The organism is Gluconobacter sphaericus (genome assembly GCF_016757795.1).
GTDB classification, from domain to species: domain Bacteria; phylum Pseudomonadota; class Alphaproteobacteria; order Acetobacterales; family Acetobacteraceae; genus Gluconobacter; species Gluconobacter sphaericus.
Genome location: NZ_CP068419.1, coordinates 1,510,001 through 1,531,497 on the forward strand (window position 1 = coordinate 1,510,001; position 21,497 = coordinate 1,531,497).

General features: G+C 55.9%; 14 protein-coding genes, 1 tRNA gene, 2 rRNA genes and 2 pseudogenes (1 of these 19 cut by a window edge). 8 read left to right on the forward strand and 11 right to left on the reverse strand.

The window, feature by feature from the left end; all coding sequences use genetic code 11:
* The 4 genes from IGS75_RS07220 to IGS75_RS07235 form a co-directional block, all read left to right on the forward strand.
* Nucleotides 1–2,441, forward strand: a 23S ribosomal RNA gene (locus tag IGS75_RS07220); it begins 295 nt to the left of the window's first position.
* Nucleotides 2,442–2,525: 84 nt separating this feature from the next.
* Nucleotides 2,526–2,640, forward strand: a 5S ribosomal RNA gene (gene rrf / locus IGS75_RS07225).
* Between the two features lie 53 nt (nucleotides 2,641–2,693).
* Nucleotides 2,694–2,770 (forward strand) — tRNA-Met (locus IGS75_RS07230).
* A 386-nt stretch (nucleotides 2,771–3,156) separates the two neighbouring features.
* Nucleotides 3,157–3,651, forward strand: coding sequence for a hypothetical protein (locus IGS75_RS07235; RefSeq protein WP_202256450.1), 495 nt, complete (start codon nucleotides 3,157–3,159; stop codon nucleotides 3,649–3,651).
* Nucleotides 3,652–3,942: 291 nt separating this feature from the next.
* Here the strand turns inward: IGS75_RS07235 and nhaA are convergent, their stop codons facing one another.
* Nucleotides 3,943–5,148: a Na+/H+ antiporter NhaA gene (gene nhaA / locus IGS75_RS07240; protein WP_202256451.1), complete on the reverse strand. Its 1,206-nt coding sequence runs from the start codon at nucleotides 5,146–5,148 to the stop codon at nucleotides 3,943–3,945.
* 511 nt (nucleotides 5,149–5,659) lie between these two features.
* The gene (locus tag IGS75_RS07245; protein ID WP_202256452.1) at nucleotides 5,660–5,797 is read right to left on the reverse strand and encodes an SDR family oxidoreductase; all 138 of its coding nucleotides are present in this window, start codon (nucleotides 5,795–5,797) and stop codon (nucleotides 5,660–5,662) included.
* A 598-nt stretch (nucleotides 5,798–6,395) separates the two neighbouring features.
* Here IGS75_RS07245 and IGS75_RS15810 point away from each other — a divergent pair.
* Entirely contained in the window at nucleotides 6,396–6,851 is a 456-nt protein-coding gene (locus IGS75_RS15810; RefSeq protein WP_408876424.1) for a hypothetical protein, read from the forward strand.
* Nucleotides 6,852–7,226: 375 nt separating this feature from the next.
* Entirely contained in the window at nucleotides 7,227–9,467 is a 2,241-nt protein-coding gene (locus IGS75_RS07250) for a Hint domain-containing protein (RefSeq protein WP_202256453.1), read from the forward strand.
* A 106-nt stretch (nucleotides 9,468–9,573) separates the two neighbouring features.
* Here the strand turns inward: IGS75_RS07250 and IGS75_RS07255 are convergent, their stop codons facing one another.
* The gene (locus IGS75_RS07255; protein ID WP_202256454.1) at nucleotides 9,574–9,993 is read right to left on the reverse strand and encodes a tyrosine-type recombinase/integrase; all 420 of its coding nucleotides are present in this window, start codon (nucleotides 9,991–9,993) and stop codon (nucleotides 9,574–9,576) included.
* A gap of 103 nt (nucleotides 9,994–10,096) precedes the next feature.
* Here IGS75_RS07255 and IGS75_RS07260 point away from each other — a divergent pair.
* A pseudogene (locus IGS75_RS07260) lies at nucleotides 10,097–10,667 on the forward strand (transposase); the annotation flags it as partial.
* 351 nt (nucleotides 10,668–11,018) lie between these two features.
* Here IGS75_RS07260 and IGS75_RS07265 read toward each other — a convergent pair.
* Nucleotides 11,019–11,930 carry an AraC family transcriptional regulator gene (locus IGS75_RS07265; protein WP_202256455.1) on the reverse strand — a complete coding sequence of 304 codons (912 nt, stop codon included), beginning with the start codon at nucleotides 11,928–11,930 and terminating at the stop codon, nucleotides 11,019–11,021.
* A gap of 95 nt (nucleotides 11,931–12,025) precedes the next feature.
* On the opposite strand from IGS75_RS07265, the gene IGS75_RS07270 reads away from it, so the two are divergent.
* Complete coding sequence (locus tag IGS75_RS07270) at nucleotides 12,026–12,853, forward strand: oxidoreductase (protein ID WP_202256456.1); 828 nt, start codon at nucleotides 12,026–12,028, stop codon at nucleotides 12,851–12,853.
* Nucleotides 12,854–13,727: 874 nt separating this feature from the next.
* Here IGS75_RS07270 and IGS75_RS07275 read toward each other — a convergent pair.
* From IGS75_RS07275 to IGS75_RS07305, 7 genes and pseudogenes are all read right to left on the reverse strand, one after another.
* Nucleotides 13,728–14,807: pseudogene (locus IGS75_RS07275) on the reverse strand (IS5 family transposase).
* Nucleotides 14,808–14,977: 170 nt separating this feature from the next.
* Nucleotides 14,978–15,766: a glucosamine-6-phosphate deaminase gene (gene nagB / locus IGS75_RS07280; RefSeq protein ID WP_237468706.1), complete on the reverse strand. Its 789-nt coding sequence runs from the start codon at nucleotides 15,764–15,766 to the stop codon at nucleotides 14,978–14,980.
* 1 nt (nucleotide 15,767) lies between these two features.
* On the reverse strand, nucleotides 15,768–16,877 hold the full coding sequence (nagA, locus tag IGS75_RS07285) for an N-acetylglucosamine-6-phosphate deacetylase (protein ID WP_202256457.1): 1,110 nt from the start codon (nucleotides 16,875–16,877) through the stop codon (nucleotides 15,768–15,770).
* Nucleotides 16,874–18,166, reverse strand: a complete 1,293-nt coding sequence (gene gluP, locus IGS75_RS07290; protein WP_202256458.1) for a glucose/galactose MFS transporter — start codon at nucleotides 18,164–18,166, stop codon at nucleotides 16,874–16,876. Before gluP ends, nagA begins: the two co-directional genes overlap by 4 nt.
* Nucleotides 18,167–18,233: 67 nt before the next feature.
* Nucleotides 18,234–19,193: an N-acetylglucosamine kinase gene (locus IGS75_RS07295; RefSeq protein ID WP_202256459.1), complete on the reverse strand. Its 960-nt coding sequence runs from the start codon at nucleotides 19,191–19,193 to the stop codon at nucleotides 18,234–18,236.
* Nucleotides 19,194–19,217: 24 nt separating this feature from the next.
* Nucleotides 19,218–20,540, reverse strand: a complete 1,323-nt coding sequence (locus tag IGS75_RS07300; RefSeq protein WP_202256460.1) for a class II D-tagatose-bisphosphate aldolase, non-catalytic subunit — start codon at nucleotides 20,538–20,540, stop codon at nucleotides 19,218–19,220.
* A gap of 2 nt (nucleotides 20,541–20,542) precedes the next feature.
* Entirely contained in the window at nucleotides 20,543–21,496 is a 954-nt protein-coding gene (locus IGS75_RS07305; RefSeq protein WP_202256461.1) for an SIS domain-containing protein, read from the reverse strand.
* Nucleotide 21,497: the final 1 nt, after the last annotated feature.

Below are 21,497 nucleotides of genomic sequence, written 5' to 3' on the forward strand. Positions count from 1 at the left end.
AAAGTCCGGCAATAATGGGTGATAGCCCCGTATGCGTAGTGTTCTGATGAGGATTCGAGTAGGGCGGGGCACGTGAAACCCTGTCTGAACATGGGGGGACCACCCTCCAAGCCTAAATACTCCTTAGTGACCGATAGCGAACAAGTACCGTGAGGGAAAGGTGAAAAGCACCCCGATGAGGGGAGTGAAAGAGACCTGAAACCGGACGCCTACAAGCAGTCGGAGCCTCTTATGGGGTGACGGCGTACCTTTTGTATAATGGGTCAGCGAGTTTCTGTTTGCAGCGAGCTTAAGCCGTTAGGTGTAGGCGTAGCGAAAGCGAGTCTGAATAGGGCGAATGAGTTGCTGGCAGAAGACCCGAAACCGAGTGATCTAGCCATGGCCAGGCTGAAGGTGCGGTAACACGCACTGGAGGGCCGAACCCACGCCTGTTGAAAAAGTCGGGGATGAGCTGTGGCTAGGGGTGAAAGGCCAATCAAACTCGGAGATAGCTGGTTCTCCGCGAAATCTATTGAGGTAGATCGTCGGGTGTTTACCCTGGGGGGTAGAGCACTGGATGGGCTAGGGGGGCCCAAAGCCTTACCAAACCTAACCAAACTCCGAATACCCAGGAGTATAGCCCGGCAGACAGACAGTGGGTGCTAAGGTCCATTGTCGAGAGGGAAACAGCCCAGACCACCAGCTAAGGCCCCTAAATCGTGGCTAAGTGGGAAAGGATGTGGGGATTCCAAAACAACCAGGAGGTTGGCTTAGAAGCAGCCATCCTTTAAAGAAAGCGTAATAGCTCACTGGTCTATTAGAAACCCTGCGCCGAAAATGTAACGGGGCTCAAGCCACGTGCCGAAGCTGTGGGTGCATTCTTTGAATGCGCGGTAGCGGAGCGTTCCGTAAGTCTGCGAAGGAGACGGGGTGACCCTCTCTGGAGATATCGGAAGTGCGAATGCTGACATGAGTAGCGACAAACAGTGCGAGAAACACTGTCGCCGAAAGTCCAAGGGTTCCTGCGCAAGGTTAATCCACGCAGGGTGAGCCGGCCCCTAAGGCGAGGGCGAGAGCCGTAGTCGATGGGAACCAGTTGAATATTACTGGGCCTGCCAGAAGTGACGAATGAGAGATGTTGTCTGTCCTTAACGGATTGAACAGGCTTTTCAATCATTCCAGGAAATAGCTCTGGCGTATAGACCGTACCCGAAACCGACACAGGTGGACTGGTAGAGAATACCAAGGCGCTTGAGAGAACGATGCTGAAGGAACTAGGCAAATTGCTCGTGTAACTTCGGGATAAACGAGACCCGCTCGTGGGCAACCATGGACGGGTGGCACAGACCAGGGGGTAGCGACTGTTTAGTAAAAACACAGGGCTCTGCGAAATCGTGAGATGACGTATAGGGCCTGACGCCTGCCCGGTGCCGGAAGGTTAAGAGGAGGTGTGCAAGCACTGAATTGAAGCCCCGGTAAACGGCGGCCGTAACTATAACGGTCCTAAGGTAGCGAAATTCCTTGTCGGGTAAGTTCCGACCTGCACGAATGGCGTAACGACTTCCCCACTGTCTCCAGCATCGACTCAGCGAAATTGAATTCCCCGTGAAGATGCGGGGTACCCGCGGTCAGACGGAAAGACCCTATGAACCTTTACTGCAGCTTTGCAGTGGCATCAGAGACATTCTGTGTAGGATAGGTCGGAGGCTTTGAAGCCGGGGCGCCAGCACCGGTGGAGCCATCCTTGAAATACGACCCTGAATTTTTCTGATGTCTAACCGAGACCAGTAAGCCTGGTCCGGGACCCTGCATGGTGGGCAGTTTGACTGGGGCGGTCGCCTCCCAAAGTGTAACGGAGGCGCGCGATGGTGGGCTCAGGCCGGTCGGAAACCGGCTGTCGAGTGCAATGGCATAAGCCCGCCTGACTGTGAGAGTGACAGCTCGATCAGAGACGAAAGTCGGCCATAGTGATCCGGTGGTCCCACGTGGACGGGCCATCGCTCAACGGATAAAAGGTACTCTAGGGATAACAGGCTGATCTCCCCCAAGAGTCCACATCGACGGGGAGGTTTGGCACCTCGATGTCGGCTCATCACATCCTGGGGCTGGAGCAGGTCCCAAGGGTTCGGCTGTTCGCCGATTAAAGTGGTACGTGAGCTGGGTTTAGAACGTCGTGAGACAGTTCGGTCCCTATCTGCCGTGGGTGTAAGAGACTTGAGAGGATTTGTCCCTAGTACGAGAGGACCGGGATGAACATACCTCTGGTGCACCGGTTGTCACGCCAGTGGCACAGCCGGGTAGCTAAGTATGGACGGGATAACCGCTGAAAGCATCTAAGCGGGAAACCCACCTCAAAACTAGGTCTCATAGAGCCGTGAGAGACCATCACGTTGATAGGCCGGGTGTGAAAGTGCAGTAATGCATGCAGCTAACCGGTCCTAATCGCTCATACTTCTCACAACAAACACATGCACAGAAATCAGCCACACTTCCTTCACAACGCACCAATCTCCACCCTCTCTTAAAAGACAGGGTGGGCTGGAAGACCTGGTGGCCATTGCGAGGGCCCTACACCCGATCCCATCCCGAACTCGGCCGTGAAATCCCTCAGCGCCTATGATACTGCACCTTAAGGTGCGGAAAAGTCGGTCGCCGCCAGGTCCCCCAGCCTACCCATACACACCACAAAACCTCCCAACATCATCATACACCACCGCGGGGTGGAGCAGCCCGGTAGCTCGTCAGGCTCATAACCTGAAGGCCGCAGGTTCAAATCCTGCCCCCGCAACCAATTCCAGCATAAAACATTGCAAATCGACTGCTGACGCAGATGTCCCCGTGTCATATGAGTCGCTTACTTACGTCCGGACCTTCGAAAGAGGGGCGGGCAATCGCGCGTGCACTCCACGCCATAGACCACGGGGCCGCCTCAACTGCTTTCTGCATCCCTTCAGAGCGAAACGTAGAAACTAATGAGGAATATCATCATGCATGATGATGCCGTGAGAATGCTGTCACGCCCGGCCCGGGAGGCTTGGCTGACAAGAAATACCAGATATAATTCACAGACTGGAAGTCTCATGGTCTGGAATATTATTACATGGGAATGGCGTCCGGCCACCTCGGAGAATATCCTGGAGCTTTGTCCTCTGAGTGTAAGGGGCTTTGGGGATACGGATGACATCTGGGACGGACGTCTGCAGTAAGGCCAGCAGGCAGTCTTATGATCCGCAGCAGCGCGGCGATACTCCCGTACATAATGAGGAGGAATGCAGGGAATGGTTAAGGGAAAGCCGGCGACGGAAATGCCTTCCCGAACGCATTGAAATTTTCAACGTGATACAGGGCCGGTGGATAGCGGTCACTCAGGAGAACCTGGCGGCACATTACGCCCGCGGCTATTGGGATCCTATCGGGTTGGGCAAAGCATGGGAGGAAATCGAGACCGGGGCGATTGCTGACCCGGAAGCAGAGTTGACCTTTCGTGAGGATGCTGAATTTCTGGGCAAGCATGTGTTCGGGACACTGCGCGAAACGCCTGAAACGCCCGATGAGCGTATTTCAGTCGTGGTAGAGGAGTTTTATCCTGCATGGGAAGAACTGGAGCAGGCGCCTCCTCCTACTCCGCAGCTTCTATCATTCGAGAAGCGGCTGGACGCCCGGATGCCCTAAGTGCTCGAAATCTGGGCCGCCTCTCAGACAGGTCATATCACCTCACGGTTGTTGGTCGAAGATCTGCTTCATTATCAATGGCCAATATCTACGGTCCATCAACGGGCACTTGTCCGCACCATGCGGCAGGCTGAATGGAGCTTGCAGAGAACTGCAAAAAAAGGTTCTGAGTTAAAAACGCATGAGGACGATATCGCCCTTCTTCCTGAAAATACTCAGTGGGGAAGGGCCCTTAAGGGGGGTAAACGGAATGTCGGCTCTGAATGGCATCTCTCTCGTACCGGACATCCTTTATTGGGAAGGTAACCGGTCGTGTTGGGATAAGAAGCGTAACCAAAGCCACCCCATCAGGGCAGACAGAACAGAGCCAACAAAGATGCCCATCTTAGCCGGGGTCACAAGATCTGATCCGGAAAATGCCAAGTTTGCGATAAACAGACTAATCGTGAACCCAATGCCGCACAGCAGCGAAAGACCAAACAGCATCCCCGTCGGCGTTTCAGCCGGAAGCGTGGCGATCTTCAGGCGGGTCGAAAGCATTGTTACACCAAAGATGCCGACCGGTTTGCCAACAATCAGTCCTAGCATAACCCCGAGCGGAGCAGCCTCCAGCATCATGTCCGGATGAACGCCAGCCAGTGAAACACCCACGTTCATGAAACCGAACAGCGGTAGAACGACCCAGGTAACGAAAGGGGTCAACGCAGAAGATGTCCGATCAAGTGGTGTAGCTTGTTTGGCATCCATTCCTGAGGTGACTGCTGGAAGGCATAGGCCGGTGATGACTCCAGCAAGCGTCGGGTGCAAACCGGCATCCAGAAGCGCTACCCATAACAGGACGCACCCGATGCCGTAGCTCCAGAGAGTTCTGATCCCAATCCTGTTCGCGCCGACCAACGCTGCAGTCACGATCACGACCGCGATAAGCCCCGGCCAATACAGAGCGCTCCCATAAAATAGGGCGATCACCACAATCCCCAGCACATCGTCGAAAATGGCAAGCGCCATCAGCCAGGCCCTGGCTCCCGGCGAGACATGCCTTCCAAGAGCAAGGATGATTGGCAACGTAAACGCGGCATCCGTTGCAACAGGAACGGCCCAGCCGCGTGTCGCTTCCGGATGACCGTATGTTACCAGCAGATACGTAAGGGCCGGCACGATCATTCCCCCCAACGCTCCGATAAGCGGAAGGGCGATGCTGCGTAGTGATGAGAGGTGCCCGGAAACAATTTCCTTTTTGATTTCGAGAATGATCACCAGAAAGAATAGGGTCATGAGCCCGTCAGAGACCCATGCATCAATGTTTTCTGGCCCCCGCTCTCCCAAGATGGGCAATTTTATGGGCGTTGTTATCAGGGTGCCGTAACCCGACGCCCATGACGAATTCGCCAGGACAAGACCCAACAGGGATGCCAGCAGGAGGACAGACGCCCCACCTGCGGGAGAGGCCAGAAAACGTCGGATATGCGTTGTGGACGGAACAGAAAATTCGTTCATTCCTCTTTGTTGAATGAGACAGGCTTCCAAACAAGCCTGTGGCGACGTGTTACCGTGTCATAATGTTTCTATTAACGCCCGCTTTCCGGATGACCATTGAACGCAGTTGATGTCCGGCGTGAGGCGTAAGCGGACCTACTGCCTATGCCTACATCTCGGACACTCAGGCAGTTGGGTCGGCGTCCCGAAAGCCGACATGAATCATCCGCCGCTATGCCGGCAAAGACGGGTAGCGGATTTGCGCATGCATTCTACCCTCTCGAGGTTTGAATCTCAACAAGCGGCAGTGCCCGATGAAGATGAGAACTATGGAATCGTCATATCTATTTTATGATTATGAAGATACTTGGTTCTTTGCGGTTATTGGTAGTTTTGGCGCTATTTAGATAAATAAGGGTAGTATTTTTGGTTAGCCAATATTATCTGAGAAGGTGCGTGTTTATAGCCGGATCAACCAGAAGGTCGGATAGCCGACGGAGTTGGCCCTTGATGTCCGACGCCGCTGCTGCCGTCACACCGCAACAAAACCGCCGTCGACGAGAAGTTCCTCCCCGCCAACAAAACTGTTTTCGTCTGACGCCAAAAACAGGACTGCCTTGGCAATCTCATCTGCTTGAGCCAGCCTCCCGAACGGAATGGTCTGTTTCATCCAGTCTCCAACCCCCCCTCGTTATTCTCGAGATAGGTCTGCATTGCAGACGTCAGCACCATACCTGGGGACACAGTGTTCACTCGGATGCCCCGGCCCTTCATCTCATGAAAAATATTTATCAGTATCCAAATCGATTTTTATACACACGCAGGGCGTTACTCTCCATGCGCTCTCCCGTGTACGCGTCGTTTCTGAAACGCGCCAGCGATCAGAGACCTCTCCAAACCAGAATTATAGTTGTGTGTATTACCTAATGTCGTATTGACGGAGCAAAAAACGGAGTAATCCGGATTTTTATGCGTATGGAAAGATAGTGCTTCCGTTGACGTTCATCATTTGAATCATGGTTCTATTTTGTGGTTCTTCATTATAAATTCATAACATATACGTAGATTAATTTTTCCGACTCACTGCTTCAAATTTTCTTCACACCAAAACGTGAATGTATATTGTTTAGGTTTATTTCTCTAAGGGACTTGCCGAGGTATCTGAGGAAAAGGCAGACTGCTTCCGTTAATCGGCTGTCCGAACAAAAAGCCCACGTCAGGATAGCAACTTGTCAAAAAGACTCTGTGAAGGCCAGATGCTGTGTCGAATGACCGGCAGTGATAACGTCTCTTCCAGTCTCATTTCCGATCACCTGCCTGCATGCGTTATCGATACGAAACATGCGCTGGCCTCCACCGCCCGGCCGCCATCCGCCGGGAGGAAGCTGGATGACACAGAGAATGCTCTGACGCAAAAATCGCCCTACGTCAGACCCGCGCCGGAACTAACGCAGGTCGCCCGAGACGGCATCTGCTTTGATTTCAATCACGGATGCCGCGTCCTTCTGGCAGAAAAATCTCCAGGCGCATGGATGGTCCGTCTCAAAGATATTGGGACCGGTAACACTCTTTTTGAGAGCGGCTGGATAGGGGGCGGTCTCATACAGTCCAGCAAGCGATGGTTCGTTCGTTTTGTAATTGAGTTTTTTTTTCAGGGAGAACGAAGGAGTGACGCCGCTCACGGTTTTCCGGCATCATTATACGCCCGAAACAGAACATACTGATCCAGGTTTCCTGTGGGCACGCTCGGCGACACCCTGGCCTGGATGCCTTACGCCGCCCGTTTTGCACAAAACCGCCGTCTATATCTTGGACCCGGACGAAAGCCCGGCGAAGATCAGCCTGCCTGACGATGGTAGGCTCATCGCGGAACCTTACGTTCACATATTCGCCCAAGCGTACTCGCAACGCAAATACTGGAACGAATCAAGACAGCGGTTTGATCCCCACGACGTTCTCTGGTGTCCGAGTCACAAGAGCACGGAGCGTCACTTCGAAGGCACGCGGCTTACCACCGTCGCGCATGTCATGCAGGCGGCTCAGGCCTGCCTCCTCACAAACAGTAACGTCACTCGCACGAACAAGGAATTAGGACGGTCATGACTGGATTTATAGTTAACCATGGACAGACGAGCAGCGGACTCACTCTCAGTGATGGTGATACTTCGGTAATTCTGGCTGGAGGCACGGCAACAAACACAACCGTCAGCTCTGGCGGCGAAATCTTCGTTTCTGCTTTCGGATCGGCAGCGGAGACAACTGTCAGCTCTGGCGGCGAAATCATTGTCTCCGCTTACGGCACGGCGACAGATACCACCGTCAGCTCAGGCGGAACTCTCTTTCTTTTGCCAGGAGCATCGGCAATTGGAACAAGCGGCGGTGGAACTATTATTTCTGCCAACCTTATGCTAACGAGCGAGAGTACCGGTGAAGTTGTCAGCGGTGGTTCCGGTTCAGATTTCAATTCGATTACCGTCTCATCCGGGCAGGTCCTCGCGATCTATTCTGGTGGAGAAACAACAGGCATAACTATTGACTCTGGTGGGACTGGTTTCGTTTCCGGCGGTGGTGCGGAGACAGACACAAATATTGATGGTGGATTTGTAAGCGCTTATGGATCATTAACAAATACCACTGTCAATTCGGGCGGGGTTCTCACCTTCTTAACTGGTGCGTCTGTATCGGGAACAACCACTGTCAGCTCAGGCGGGACGCTTAAGGACGAAGGCGCCTATCTGTCAAATATAACGATCAGTTCTGGCGGCAGCGGATCAGTAGATTACTTTGGGCAGGTCGTTGATACAACCGTTGAATCGGGGGGAGAGTTTTTCGTATCCGCCTACGGCACAATGACCGATACGACTATTTCCGGCGGTACGGTTTTTGTTTCATCTACGCCGGATGGGGGGGCGACCGGGGGCGCAACACTCTCGGGCGTCACCACTGTCACATCGGGCGGCGTTCTTGAGATTGAAGGTAGCGTTCAGGGCGACGCTGTTATCGACCTTTCTTCAGGCGCCACCCTTGTCATCGATTCCGACACGATGCCTTCCAATGTCGTCAGCGGTCTCTCCGACGGCGGCAGGATTGATCTCAAAAACCTGAAAAGCGTCGACAGCGTCAGTGCAACGTCCAGTTCCACAGTCATTAGCGGTACTAATCAGGCCGGCGATGCGGTCACCTACACGCTCGATATCGCCTATACGGACGAGGAGGACGGCTCTTACGGGGAGGAGATCGTCTCCGACGATGATGGAGGATTTATCCTCGAAGCCTGCTTCCTAACAGGCTCAATGATCAAAACTCCCGGCGGAGATGCGGCGGTCGAGACGCTGGGTGTTGGGGATGAGGTCGTCACCTTCATCGACGGATCACCACAGATCCGTCATGTGACCTGGGCCGGAAAGGCGCATTGCGTCGTTCGCCCGCATCTTCCGCTGGATCAGGCTGGCTATCCTATTCGTTTTCGTAAGGATGCGCTTTCCGACGGTGTGCCGCTCAGAGATCTGTTGGTTACGTCCGAGCACTGTCTGCTCCTTGATGGGCGGTTCGTCCCGGCTCGTATGCTGGTGAACGGTCGTTCGATCTTCTATGATAGGTCCATCACATCCTACGCCTACCACCATATCGAGACAGCGTCGCACTCGGTCATCATGGCGGAAGGAGCCCTCACCGAGAGCTATCTCGATACAGGCAATCGCAGAGCTTTTCGGCAAAAAGGCGCAGTCGTCGCTATCCCCACAACCAGAAACCTGACCTGGGACGATGCAGCGGCGCCTCTTTGTGTGTCGCGTGATTTCGTAGAGCCTCTGTTCCGGCAGGCCGAGGCGCGTGCGGTTGCAGCGGGAGTCGCGCAGGAAGAGCCGCCGGCTGAACTCACGGATGAGGCCGATCTGCATCTCGTCACGGACGCTGGCGCAATCATTCGTCCGGCCCGTCAGAACGGTGGCCGCGCCATATTCATGATTCCCGCGAGCGCGCACGCAGTCCGCATCGTCTCGCGTGCCAGCCGCCCTTGTGACGTCATCGGGGCGTTCGTCGACGACCGCCGTTATTTTGGCGTGGCTGTTGGCGAGATCATGCTGTTTGAAAGTAGGAAATCGTGCATCGTCACATCTCATCTGGGCGAACCTGACTTGAAGGGCTGGAATGCCCTTTCAGGGGAAGATGTCCGCTGGACGACCGGCGACGCCCTGCTACCGCTCGACGGGAGAGATCCGAACAGTATCGCAGTGATGGCTGTCGAAATCAGGGCCGCAGGACCCTACGCCCTCAATCGGCTGGGTTGCGAAAACTCTTTCTGGCGCGCGTTACCCCCTTCGCCTAAATACCGTTGCTAGAGATCGGCTTTTCTCTCTTGTTTAGGGGGGAAACGGAGAGGCACATCCTCTTGCCAGTTGCTTGATGGCACCCTTTGGGTAGCCATTGAGTACTACTGGCTCTCGCCTAACTCCAGCCTTTTCTGAGGATGCCGTTGGGATATGAAATGGCTTCAACGGTCTGTCGGAGGTTAGCCGCTATAATGCCCCTGAGATAGGTCGAGGTGCCTTGGCTTTTATGCGTTGCTTCATGTCCCAAAAGCCTATCAATCCAGATTTCCGGAATGTCGGCTGAAGCGTTTCGCAGTTGCGTCGAGACACTGTGGCGGAACGAATGGAACGTAATTTCTGCAGGAAGCTCGAGACGCGTTTTCATCGTCGAGAACGAGCGCCCGAAGACTGTTCCCCTGACACCGTCTTTCGACGTGTTGAGGCCGGGAATGAGATACGGGCCGTCCGGTCTGTCTTTTAGATCGAGAAGTACCGCTTCAATGAGTTTGGAGTGCACCGGAACAATTCGTGTTCCGGCCTCTGTCTTGGGGGACAATCCATTGTGTGTATGAGGCTAGATGGAGGGTTCGAAAAACCCTCTGGTTTTAAGGGTTCCTCTGTGATTCCATTTTCCCTTAGTTAATTGGGGATGATGGACGATGAAGCAGGCTGGTGTCTTTGATGTTGAAGAGCGGCTCGCGCGATTGAGCGAACTCGGCGATCAGCTCGAAGCGTTTTCCCGGATTGTGGATTTTGAAGCGTTCCGTCCTGATCTGGAGAAGGCTCTGGCCTATTCAGATGGAAGCAAAGGCGGGTGACCGCCATTTGATCCGTTGCTAATGTTCAAGATCCTGGTCATCCAGACGCTCAACAATTTGTCTGATGAGCGGACGGAGTATCTCATCAACCTTCATGCGCTTCCTTGGTCTGGGACTGTCAGATCGAGTTCCGGATGCCACGCTCGTAGCGGTTCCGAAGCAGCGCAACACGAACGCCGAGAAAGCCGATCTCTGGGCAGGCAGTATTCCCGAAAATTGGCAGGACAAGCCGTCAAAGCTGTCGCACAAGGATCGTCATGCGCGCTGGACACTGAAGTTCATGAAGGCGAAGCGGCAGGATGATGGAAGCATGCCGTCAAGTGATCTCGCCATTCCGTTCTTTGGCTACAAATCTCACGTCTCCATCGACCGGAAGTTCCGGTTCATCCGAAAATGGAAGAAGACGGACGCCATGCTGCCGCTCGGCCCCGCAGAACAGCAAGGCGCGTCACAAGCAGGAAATCCAGTCCAGGGACAATCATCGCGACCAGCCAGAATGCCGAAACAGCGATAACGACATAAAGATCTTGCATCAGGCCCATATGATTGTTTGATCCTTGGAAAAGTTTTTACTTAGTAGGCTCATAACGAACGGGACGCATAGGCCGTGAGGCATGCAAATTTTGAACATTCTGTCCCTCGACGCACGCATCTGACGACGTCTGCTTTCGGAATAGCACTCTAAGGCTTCAAATGTCTGCCATGAGGCGTATCCTGACTGTTTATTAAGCAATCGGTCGTTGTCGGGCGTGAAACTCTCGCGTCAAGCCTGTGGTGGCTCTCCCAGGTGTTCGCGCATCCAGTGAGCCTCCTCGGTTGGGGTGCGATGAAAGTGGCGTTTGAAATCCCGACTGAACTGGGCCGCACTGGCATAGCCGACTTCGGCGGCAATGGTGGCAAGTGTTCCCTGACGTCGTGTGATCATCAACCTGGCTTCGTGCAGCCGCAGTGCTTTGAGATATTGGATCGGGGTGTTCCCGGTAAGGGACTTAAAGCCGACGTGATATGATGGAACGCTCATACCGGCTGTTACAGCGAGTTCCGGAACCGATAGGCCTTCCTTGTAGCGTTCACGGATCAGCGCGAGGCTCTGCACGATCCTGTCTGTCGTGTCATTACGATGCAATGCTGCCATCAGAGAGCCGCCTTGGGGTCCAACCAGAATGCGGTAATGCAACTCACGCAATAGCCCCGGGCCGAGAATAGCGAGTTCTTGTGGATGATGGAGAGCGTGAAGCAGGCGTTGGAGTACATCCGTCATGGCGGGTGCCATTCGACTTGAAATCAGACTTCGCGCCCGTATTCTTTCGTCGTGACCGGCTTGTCCCTTCAGTGTTGTCGCTATTTCAGCAGCAAGATGGAGGTCAAAATCGAAGTAAATGGCGATCAGAGGCTGAGCAGGGCTAGCCTGCGAAGCCATCCGGAAAGGCACAGGGACCGAAACGGCAAGATAATGCTCGGCGTCATATCGGTAGATTTCGCCATTGAGGAAACCCTGCTTGAACCCTTGCAGGACGAAAACCGCGCCAGGGCGATAAAGTACCGGAACATCTTCAAGAATAGTCTCGGAACGCAGGATACGGACACTCGGCAGAGACGTAGCGTTGTAGCCAGATCGCGGCGCGAGTTCCGCAGCCAATGCGAGGAGTGAAGGGATGTCTGATGGGTGATTCATAGGATCAGGCAAGGACATTAGAGAAATCGCAGTAGAGAGCACGGTAATACGCTATTATTAGTCAAGGCATGAACAAAATGCAGTCGAGTAGAGCCATGCCACAAAAAACTTTCTTTATCACGGGCGCCAACTCGGGATTTGGGTTGGCCATTGCACAGGCCGCTCTTGAAGCCGGTCATCTGGTGATTGGTACGGTGCGGTCGCAAACTGCGCGAGCGTCCCTACTGGAGCGACTGCCAGATGTTCACGCGGTCCAGTGTGACGTCACCGAGTTCGACTGTATCCCCGCCATCGTCGCGCAAGCAGAAGAAGACCACGGTCCGGTCGACGTACTCCTCAACAATGCCGGCTATGGGCATGAAGGAGTTCTGGAGGAATCTTCCCTTGAGGAAATGCGTCACCAGTTCGACGTCAATGTCTTCGGAGCTGTTGCGATTGCCAAAGCCTTCCTGCCGCGTTTTCGCGAACGCCGCAGCGGGTTTATTGTGAACGTGACATCAATGGGTGGTCTGATCACCATGCCAGGTATCTCGTATTACTGTGGCAGCAAATTTGCTTTGCAGGGCATTTCGGACGTCATGCGTGCAGAGATGGCGCCTTTTGGGGTTCACGTCACCGCGCTATGCCCTGGATCCTTCCGAACTGACTGGGCCGGTCGCTCGATGGTTAGGACCGAGCGATCGATCAAAGACTACGACGATCTGTTTGATCCGATCCGGGAGGCTCGCCACGAGAAGGACGGCAAACAGCCAGGCGATCCAGCGAAACTCGCCGTTGCAGTGCTTCAACTTATTGCCTCAGACACACCTCCACCGCAACTCCTGCTGGGTAGCGACGCTTTGCGTTTGGTTCGTGAACGTCTCGCTCAGTTGGAAAAAGAGATCACGGATTGGGAGGAGTTAACCCGATCAACAGACGGGTAATTTTTTTGGCACACGGTGGCAGCTGTCAGAAGCTGAATTTTCCGAACCGAATGTCCGCAAAGAGGCGTAAGCGGACCTGCTGCTTACGCCTCATCTCGGACATCCAAGCAGTGGTACAGTTCATCCGAAAGCCGACATTGTCAGGTGAACCTCAATAGATCGTCTTTGAGACAGAGCCGTCATTCGTGAAAATGTTAGCGAACGACCGGTTTGAGATGAAGCAGCCGTTCGTGATGGTCGCCGTGACCTTACCCTGCGAACTATCTCTATTCCTCGCGTTGACCGTTGACTAGGCTCAGGATCCATTGATTTGATTGTGGAACTTTGATTCAGTCTCCGCGCAAAGCCTGAACCACATCCAATCACTCAAATCAATGGGGCCTGAGCCTAGCTTCGTAAGCGAACGGGCTGATGCTGCTGAGACATGAAGCGGTGTCGCGGATTATAAAATCCGTTGATGTATTGGAAGATGGTAGTAGTTGCCTGCTGCCTTATCGGCCATGTCTGTCGCCACAGGAATTCTACTTTCATTCGTTGAGCAGACAGCCTGTTTAGGTGAGGAAAACGGAATGTCGGTTATTGGAAGGGGACGATCGAAAGCGGTCATAGAGTTGTCAGTAAATCTGCAACTGAGCCACCTGCCTCCCTGCAGCAGTTGTGTGATCGTGCCGCTTTTCTGGCGCCCCTGCTCGACGGGCTCGCGGTCAAAATGGGCATCTGGCCCCATACCGATCTCAGGAGGAGGGATCGAATAACCGTTTGTTGATGTACCTTGGTTCTGATTTTGGGCTTTTGGAGATTTGATTGACGGTTCTTTGCGGGCGCGCTTGCGCCCTGCGATTTGAGCAGGACGAGGGTTTGATGTTCTGGGTTGCTACGAGGCGGCGTTAATCCGCTTCAGGCAGAGGAAGTGGCGCATATTATAGATGATATTGGCCAGCCCGACCTTCGTGGTGGCCTGCGTTATCCTACCGTTCGGACGAACAGCCCTGTCTGTGATTTCTGATCGGCAAAGACGTGCTCAACACGAGATCGGATCACAGACTTTCCTGCATTGGATCTCTGGATATGTCGTGGCATCGGTTTGAGATGCGGTTTTTTCTGTGAACCTTTGAGACAAAGTCCTGCTTTTCCATAAAGTCCTCATTGGCTTTTGAGCGGTATGCTGTGTCTGCCCAAACCATTGATACCGTATTGATTTTATCCAGCAGGCCCTCGCGCGTAGTCTGGCGCCATCGCTGGCAGCGGCATCCGTTGCCTTCCATTTCCGGATGAACCGAAACTTCCGGTCGATGGGGACGTTGGATTTGTAGCCAAAGAACGGGATGGCGAGGTTTGTTGCAGGGATCGTCCCGTCATCCTGCCGTTTTGCTTTCGTGAATTTCAGTGTCCATCGTGCATGACGATCCTTATGCGCCAGCTTTGCCGGCTTGTCCTGCCAGTCTTCGGGGATACGTCCTGTCCGGAGATCCGATTTCTCAGCGTTTGCATTGCGCTGCTTTGGAGCAGCGACCAGCGTTGCATCCAGGATCTGGCCGGACATTGGCATATAAGCGGCGTTCCGCAGAATAGCATCAAACCGGTCAAACAGTCTTTCAATAGCTCCCGCCTGGGTTAGACGCTCGCGAAACAGCCAGACCGTTTTGGAATCCGGCACCCGATCTGAAAGCTCCAAACCAAGGAAGCGCATGAAGGATAGGCGGTCGTTGATCAGATACGCCGTCCGTTCATCAGACAGATTGTTCAGTGTCTGGATCACCAGGATCTTGAACATCAACACGAGATCAAACAGAGGGCGCCCGCCTTTTCTCCCGTCCGAATAGGCCAGCGCCTTGTCCAGCTCCAGGCGGAATACTTCAAAATCCACAGTCCAGGGAAACGCTTCGAGCTGATCACCAAGACCACTTAATCACGCAAGTCGTTCCTTAAAATCAAAGAAACCAGACTGCTTCATAGCGCCATTCCCTCTATCAATGCAGGAGATGTAATCACACAGAACAAGTCAGCGCCAAGAGGGTTTTCGAATCCTCCAATCGCCAACGCTATCCTCAAAACCGAAGTGCCATGGGGCGTTACCTCCTCCGTTTAAACACAGTTGCTACGTTGGAGAAGAGGAGAGATGCCTTATTTTGATGTCAGCTTCCAAATGCTTGCTGCAGCTTCGTCAAGAATGAGCGTGGCGTTATCGTGAAGTCTTATAGCGGTTGCGCTTACTTTCTCGCTGATGGGGCCATTCAGGGCTTCATTAATGATGTCAGCCTTGCCACTTCCGACCGCCAGAAGCAGCAGGCGTTTTGCATCCAGAATGGTCCCGACACCCATCGTCAGGGCACGTTCGGGAACGGCATCGGGATTGTTGCCGAACATGCCGGCGTTCTGCTGACGGGTGACGGGGTCCAGTACGACGGGCCGGGTGCGCGTATCGAAGGCTGATGGCGGTTCATTGAAGCCGATATGCCCGGTATCCCCGATGCCAAGAAGCTGGAGATGGATGCCGCCCGAGGCCCTGATGCGGTTTTCATAAGCCGCGCATTCGGCATTCAGGTCCACTGCCATTCCGTCGGGGATATGGCCATGCCCTGCCGGCATGTTGACCTGATCAAATAGGTGTTCATGCATGTAGGTATGGTAGGATTGTGGAGCCGATGTCGCGATGCCCACGTATTCGTCCAGATTGAAGGACGTCATGGACGAGAAATCCAGCGCGCCTTTTCTGTAGCGCGCGACAAGCAGAGCGTAGAGGCTCTCCATGGTGCGTCCGGTTGCAAATCCAAGTACGGGGGCTGCATGACTGCGGATTTCGTCGGCGACGATTGCAGCGGCTCTTTCCACAGCCTCGGTTGGGGTAGGGACAGTAATGATGTTCATCTGATGTTCCGAAGACTGGGACGCGAAGGAGGATGAGGCGGCCATGTCAGACGGTCCGCTGTCCATTCACCCAGACTTCGCTTACGGCCAGAGAGGCATCGAGGACGGTAAAGTCGGCAAGAAGGTCCGGAGCAAGAACGCCACGGTCATGAAGGCCGAGATAGCGTGCGGCGTTGGTGCTGACGAGCTTGGCGGCATCTGGGAGGGATGTGCCGGCCTGAATGGCGTTGCGCAGGGCCTGATCGAGGGTGAGAATGCTGCCGGCAAGAGACCCGCCGGGGAGGCGGACGGTGCCATTGCTGATGACGACATCCTGCCCGCCAAGCTGACTGGGGCCTTCGGGGCCACCCGTGCCGCGCATGGCGTCCGTGACGAAAAGCAGGCGGCTGTCCATCAGGCGTGAGGTGAGGCGGAAACTGGCCGGATGGACATGGTGCGTGTCGAAGATCATTTCGGCGTAGGCGACATCGCTGCACATGAGGGCCGTGACAGGGCCAGGTTTGCGGCCCTCGATCGGAGACATGGCATTGAAGAGATGTGTGGCGCCGATTGTTCCCCCGGCCGCACATACGACGCAGATGGCGCGCTCAGTGCCTGCATAGTCGGTTGTGGTGTGCCCGAGGCTGACCCGGACGCCCGCTTCAGCGAACTGGCGCATGGCGGTTTCTGCATGATCCAGTTCGGGGGCGAGCGTTACGACGCGGACACAGCCTGTGCCGATGGCTTCTGCAACCCTGTTGGGGCTGGGAGCGATGGCAAAGGGTGGTTGGGCACCGAGCTTGTGCGGACTGACAAAAGGGCCTTCCAGATGGGCACCGTGGATGCGGGGGCCTTTTTCCATGCCGGTCTTGCGGACTTCGGCTACGGCATGGAGAGCGTGCATCACTTCATGCCAGGGGGCCGTGATGGTGGTGGGAAGGATCGTGGTGGTGCCGTGGTTCATGTGGAAGCGTGAGAGCTTCCGGATGGCGTCGGCACCGTCCATCGTGTCAGCGCCATCGCCACCGTGGACGTGCCCGTCCACGAAGCCGGGTAGGATATAGAGGTTCGCGGGCTGGGCGACGGGGTCAATCGCGCGGATATGGCTGTCGAAGGTGATCTGCCCGGGAAGGATACGGTCAGGAAGAACGAGATTGCCGTCGAGATGCAGGGTCATGGGGTCTGGTCCAGGGGAAGAAGGCCGGTCTGCCCGTAGCGGCGGGCGTAGAAAAAGACCGCGAAATAGGATGGGATGACCAGCAGGGCGAACATGGCCTGAAACCCGATGAGAGGCTTCAGGGCGACGTAAATCTGCGGGATGATGGCCCCGCCGCTATAGGTCATGACCAGTAGCGCCGAGGCGAGGGGCGTCCACGGGCCGGCGCCACGGATGGCGATAGGAAAAATCGTCGGCATCATCATGGCGTTGGCGGCACCCAGCAGGGCGACGCAGGCAACGGAGACATACCCCGTTGTCAGGAAGGCCATGAGAGTCAGAATAATGCCGGCAATGCAGGACAGTTCGAGGAAGCGTTCTTGCGTAATGATGCGGGGGATGATGGCGAAGCCCAGCAGGTAGCCGAATAGCATGGCGCCGAGCGTGAAAGAGGTGAAGAATTTCGTCTGGCTGAGTGGAAAGCCGAACTGCTGCCCGTAAGTCCCAATGGCATCGCCAGCCATGACCTCAACGCCGATATAGAGGAACATGGTGAGAATACCAAAGACCAGGTGGGGCCGGAAAATTCGGGTCCCGCTGTCCGGCATTCCCGGGATGAGTGGGGCCTGGAGATTGGGCAGGGGGCAGAATACGACCGTGACGGCGGCGACAAGCAAAAGGAGCGCCATCCCCATATATGGGGTGTAGATCGCATGGACGAAGGTATTGAGAACGGCATTGCGGGCGGCGGCATCGGGCGCGGCACTGGCGCTCTGGGCGACGTGATCAATGTCACCCATGACGACGGTTGCGAGTACGATCGGGGCCAGAATGCCGGCGAATTTGTTGCATACCCCCATGACGGCAATCCGCTGGGCGGCACGGTCTGACGGACCAAGCAGGCTGACGAGGGGATTGACCACGACCTGCATCAGCGACAGCCCCGCGCCAAGGATCAGAAGTCCTGTCAGCGCCCCGCCGTAAATGCGCATGGAGACGAACTGTCCGAATGTGGCCACGCCGAGGGCGCAGAGAAGCAGGGCCACGGACAGACCCTTTCTCAGGCCCAGCGACCGCGCCAGAAATGATGCCGGGATCGAGAAAATGAAGTAGGAAATGTAGAAGACCATCGGCACCATGAAGGCCGCGACGTCCCCCAGAGAAAAGGCAACACGGACAAACGAGATTAGCGGCCCGTTCAGCCAGGTCACGAAACCCATCATGAAGAAGATGCCGGCGGCGACACCAAGAGGACCCAGCCCATAAGGGGCTGTCAGGCTGCTGTGCGAGAGAGACTTGGGAAGAGCCATGTCAGAAGAAATCCGTCAGCCTGGAAGCGGGGGCATGGTCAGGGGAAAGGTCGGGAAATAAAGATTCTCAATGTCCAAGCCCTGCATCCTGCAGGGTTTGGGCAAGGGTGCTGATCCAGCGGTCATCCACGAGCCATCCGGCAAGTCTGGCGGCCGTGAGAAGGCCGCCACCGATAGGGGAAAGGCGCGGGCATGTGGGCGCGCCACAGGTCTCGGCGATCGCATTGCGCAGGAACGGGCTCTGAAGTGTTCCACCCGCGTAGCTCCATGGAAGATCGGTGCGGGAGAGCTTGCGGCGGGCCGTGTGGACATGAAGGACCAGTTCCGCTGCGGCATCGTGCATCAGACGGCTGGCGGTAGGGCAACCCTGTTCGGCCTGCTGGGCGACGACGCGGGTCAGGGCTGCTGCTGCGGAGCGTTCATGCGTCAGGGTGCCGTACCAGTCCAGCAGAGCAGCGGCGCATTCGGCAGGATTGGCAGGAAGGTTCAGTTCTTTCTGAAACGGCGCGAGAAATGCGGTATCAGTCGTGTTGCGGCCATCAAGAATGGCTGTGATGACCCCGAGGGCTTTGCGGCCGATCCAGAAGGCGCTGCCCTCGTCGCCTAGCAGACTGCCCCAGCCTCCGACGCGACAGGTTGTGCCTTTGCCGTCTGTGGCCCATGCCATGGACCCGGTGCCCGAAAGAAGAAGGACGCCCTCCTCTCCGGCAAAGGCGCCGTTGCAGGCCATGTCCACGTCATTGGTCAGGAAGTGGGGGATATGCTCGAAAATTGAATGGATCAGATTGCGCTGGCGTTGATTGAGCGTGGCACTCTCGCCAAAGCCGGCAAGGCCAAGGCCGGCGCCCACGGTATTGTCTGGAAGGCGGGAAAACAGGCCGCTGAGGGTTTCGCGCCACAGGGGCTGGTCAAAGGGATTAGAGCCTTCGGCACGGCCGATATCGGAAATGGTGCCGTCTTGGCGCAGGACGACCAGCAGGGTTTTGCTTCCACCGCCGTCCATTGCCGCAATACAGGGCTGACTCATGAAAATACCTTCGAAACCCGCGGATCAGATAACGGAATGAATTTTATCTGGATGTACATAAAGTTTTGACGAAGTGCCACAGGCCTGCTCGTAAATGTCCAGAACGGCATCTACCGCGGAAAGAATGATATCCCGCGGATGTCGCGGGAGCAGACCCGCTTGGATTCTCTCATACTGGGCAGGAAGAAACTGGCTCAGGAGAGGATCGGGCAGGCCCGTTTCTTCAAGCTGGGACAAAAGGGTCGCGACAGCATCTTCCGCATCAGGTTGTGGCCAGTAATAGCGGATGCGGTCACTGTAGCCATAGTGGCGGAGGATGGCGAGTTTGTCCTGCGGTCCCTCGTAATGGCCGCGCCATTGTGCAGGGTGTTCCGTCATGATCCGCTCCATGACGCTCCGCAGGCTTTCCTGATGCGGAATGAGGACGGAACGGATGCTGTCCAGTCCATACAGAGCCTCACGCAGGGCAAAGGTCAGGCCCGGCCCGACTTTCAGAAGCAGGAAGCCGTCTTCCACAAGCGCCCGGAGGGCGGGAAGTGGCTGGTAATCCGTGGAATGCGCTTCAAAGATCTGGCCTGGCATCTGGTTCAGCTTTGCTGAAAGGGCTTTTGCCAGTGGCCGGTCATACACCACCATGTCTTCCACGCCGAACTCAACGCCCGGCTGGACGACCAGGCCGATGACGCGGGTCCAGGTGGCGTCTCCCAGAGTGCGACGGAAAAGCGTTTCGTGGATCTGGAGTGTGGCGGCGGCAGCCTGTGGCGTCGTTGGTTTGAGATGATCAAGAACTTCCGCGGCCCCGCCCGGAACCGGGACTTCCGTTCCGATGATGTAGACTGCCTGACCGGGCGCGACACTTTCTGCACGCTGGGCGAGGGCGCAGGCCCGTTCGGCCACGGTTTCGTCAGGCAATGCGGCAGGCTCTCCTGCACAGCCCATGCTGGCGTCGAGATGCAGCTTGACGAAACCCGCTTGGGCAAAGGCTTCGATCATGCACAGGGCCTTGTCCATAGCTTCCTGTGGAGGCAAGGATTTCCATGGATTGGGGCCAAGATGATCTCCCCCCAGTAGAACGAGATGCTCCGGGCAACTGACTCTGGAGGCGATGCCCAGAACAAGATCCCGGAAATCCGCGGGGGTCATGCCAGTATAGCCCCCGTCCTGATTGACCTGATTGCAGGTTGCTTCGATCAGAACAGGCTGGCCGGTTCGGACGGCCCTTTGCAGGGCGGCTTCCAGAACCAGCGGATGCGCGGAGCAGACTGAGGCCAGCCCTTTGCGCTGTGCAGCCGGGACGGCTGGGTCGTGAGCCTGATGAACGAGGGTCAGGAACGGGGAGATGCTCATGGTCAGGCGATCGTCACGACTTTGGTGAGATGACGTGGCGCGAGGGTGTCCAGTCCTTTGGAGCGGGCAACGTATTCGCCAAACAGTTGAAGGACCGGCAGAACCACCAGCGGACGGACATCCGCACCTTCGCTGACGGACAGGGAGACCGTGCCCGGGCCGCCGATCCCGAGAACCCGCGCGCCTTTGGCCATCAGGTCTTTGGCCAGAATGCTTTCCTCTTCCAGGGTGTCAGGATGGTAGAGGAAGACAACAAGGGAGCGGTCATCGATCAGGCTGATCGGGCCATGGCGATATTCCAGCGGATGATGTGCTTCCGTCTGGCTCAGGCTCATTTCCTGAAGTTTTAGGGAGCCTTCACGGGCGACGCCATACAGGGCTCCGGCGCCCAGAAACACGAAATGGGAGCGGCCTTCGAGCAGGGGCGTAAGCTGCGGGTCTGCTTCGGCGAGGAGTGTTTCAGCCGCGGCAGTTGTTTCCGGGGTGACGGAAATTCCGGCATAGCGCAGGCCCATCAGGAGCATCAGACTGGCAGAGGCCGTCATGACGATCCCTTCTTCCGCATGGGTTTCAGCCAGAATAGTTTCGTCGGCATTTTTTTCGAGGCTCGCGCCTTCTGCGCAGGTGAACGCCGTAACGTACAAACCCTTCCTGCGGCTCTCGATCGCGGCAGCGACGGTCTCGGTGGATTCCCCACTGCGTGAAAGGGCGAGGATATTCGGGCGGATGCTGGGCGGCACATAATCCTGCGGACGGCGTGTCCATTCGTTCCCGGCGACGGCACGCGAGAAGGCGCTATTAGCATTCAGGCTGGCTGCGATGGAGTCCGCAATATGAACTGAAGTGCCGCATCCCACCACGACCGTAACGGCTTCCGGATCAGGATGGACGTCCCGCATATCCACCTTGTTCCAGAGGGAAAATTGTTCGCGGATGCCGCGTTCGGTAGCATTCATG

Coding starts and splice junctions, on each gene's coding strand:
- nagA (WP_202256457.1), bottom strand. CDS start 16,877: ATGACCCTGCATCTCGACGGCAATCTCGTTCTTCCTGACCGTATCCTT.
- IGS75_RS07250 (WP_202256453.1), top strand. CDS start 7,227: ATGACTGGATTTATAGTTAACCATGGACAGACGAGCAGCGGACTCACT.
- IGS75_RS07270 (WP_202256456.1), top strand. CDS start 12,026: ATGCCACAAAAAACTTTCTTTATCACGGGCGCCAACTCGGGATTTGGG.
- IGS75_RS07265 (WP_202256455.1), bottom strand. CDS start 11,930: ATGAATCACCCATCAGACATCCCTTCACTCCTCGCATTGGCTGCGGAA.
- gluP (WP_202256458.1), bottom strand. CDS start 18,166: ATGGCTCTTCCCAAGTCTCTCTCGCACAGCAGCCTGACAGCCCCTTAT.
- IGS75_RS15810 (WP_408876424.1), top strand. CDS start 6,396: ATGACCGGCAGTGATAACGTCTCTTCCAGTCTCATTTCCGATCACCTG.
- IGS75_RS07295 (WP_202256459.1), bottom strand. CDS start 19,193: ATGAGTCAGCCCTGTATTGCGGCAATGGACGGCGGTGGAAGCAAAACC.
- IGS75_RS07300 (WP_202256460.1), bottom strand. CDS start 20,540: ATGAGCATCTCCCCGTTCCTGACCCTCGTTCATCAGGCTCACGACCCA.
- nagB (WP_237468706.1), bottom strand. CDS start 15,766: ATGGCCGCCTCATCCTCCTTCGCGTCCCAGTCTTCGGAACATCAGATG.
- IGS75_RS07235 (WP_202256450.1), top strand. CDS start 3,157: ATGACATCTGGGACGGACGTCTGCAGTAAGGCCAGCAGGCAGTCTTAT.
- IGS75_RS07245 (WP_202256452.1), bottom strand. CDS start 5,797: ATGAAACAGACCATTCCGTTCGGGAGGCTGGCTCAAGCAGATGAGATT.
- IGS75_RS07305 (WP_202256461.1), bottom strand. CDS start 21,496: ATGAATGCTACCGAACGCGGCATCCGCGAACAATTTTCCCTCTGGAAC.
- nhaA (WP_202256451.1), bottom strand. CDS start 5,148: ATGAACGAATTTTCTGTTCCGTCCACAACGCATATCCGACGTTTTCTG.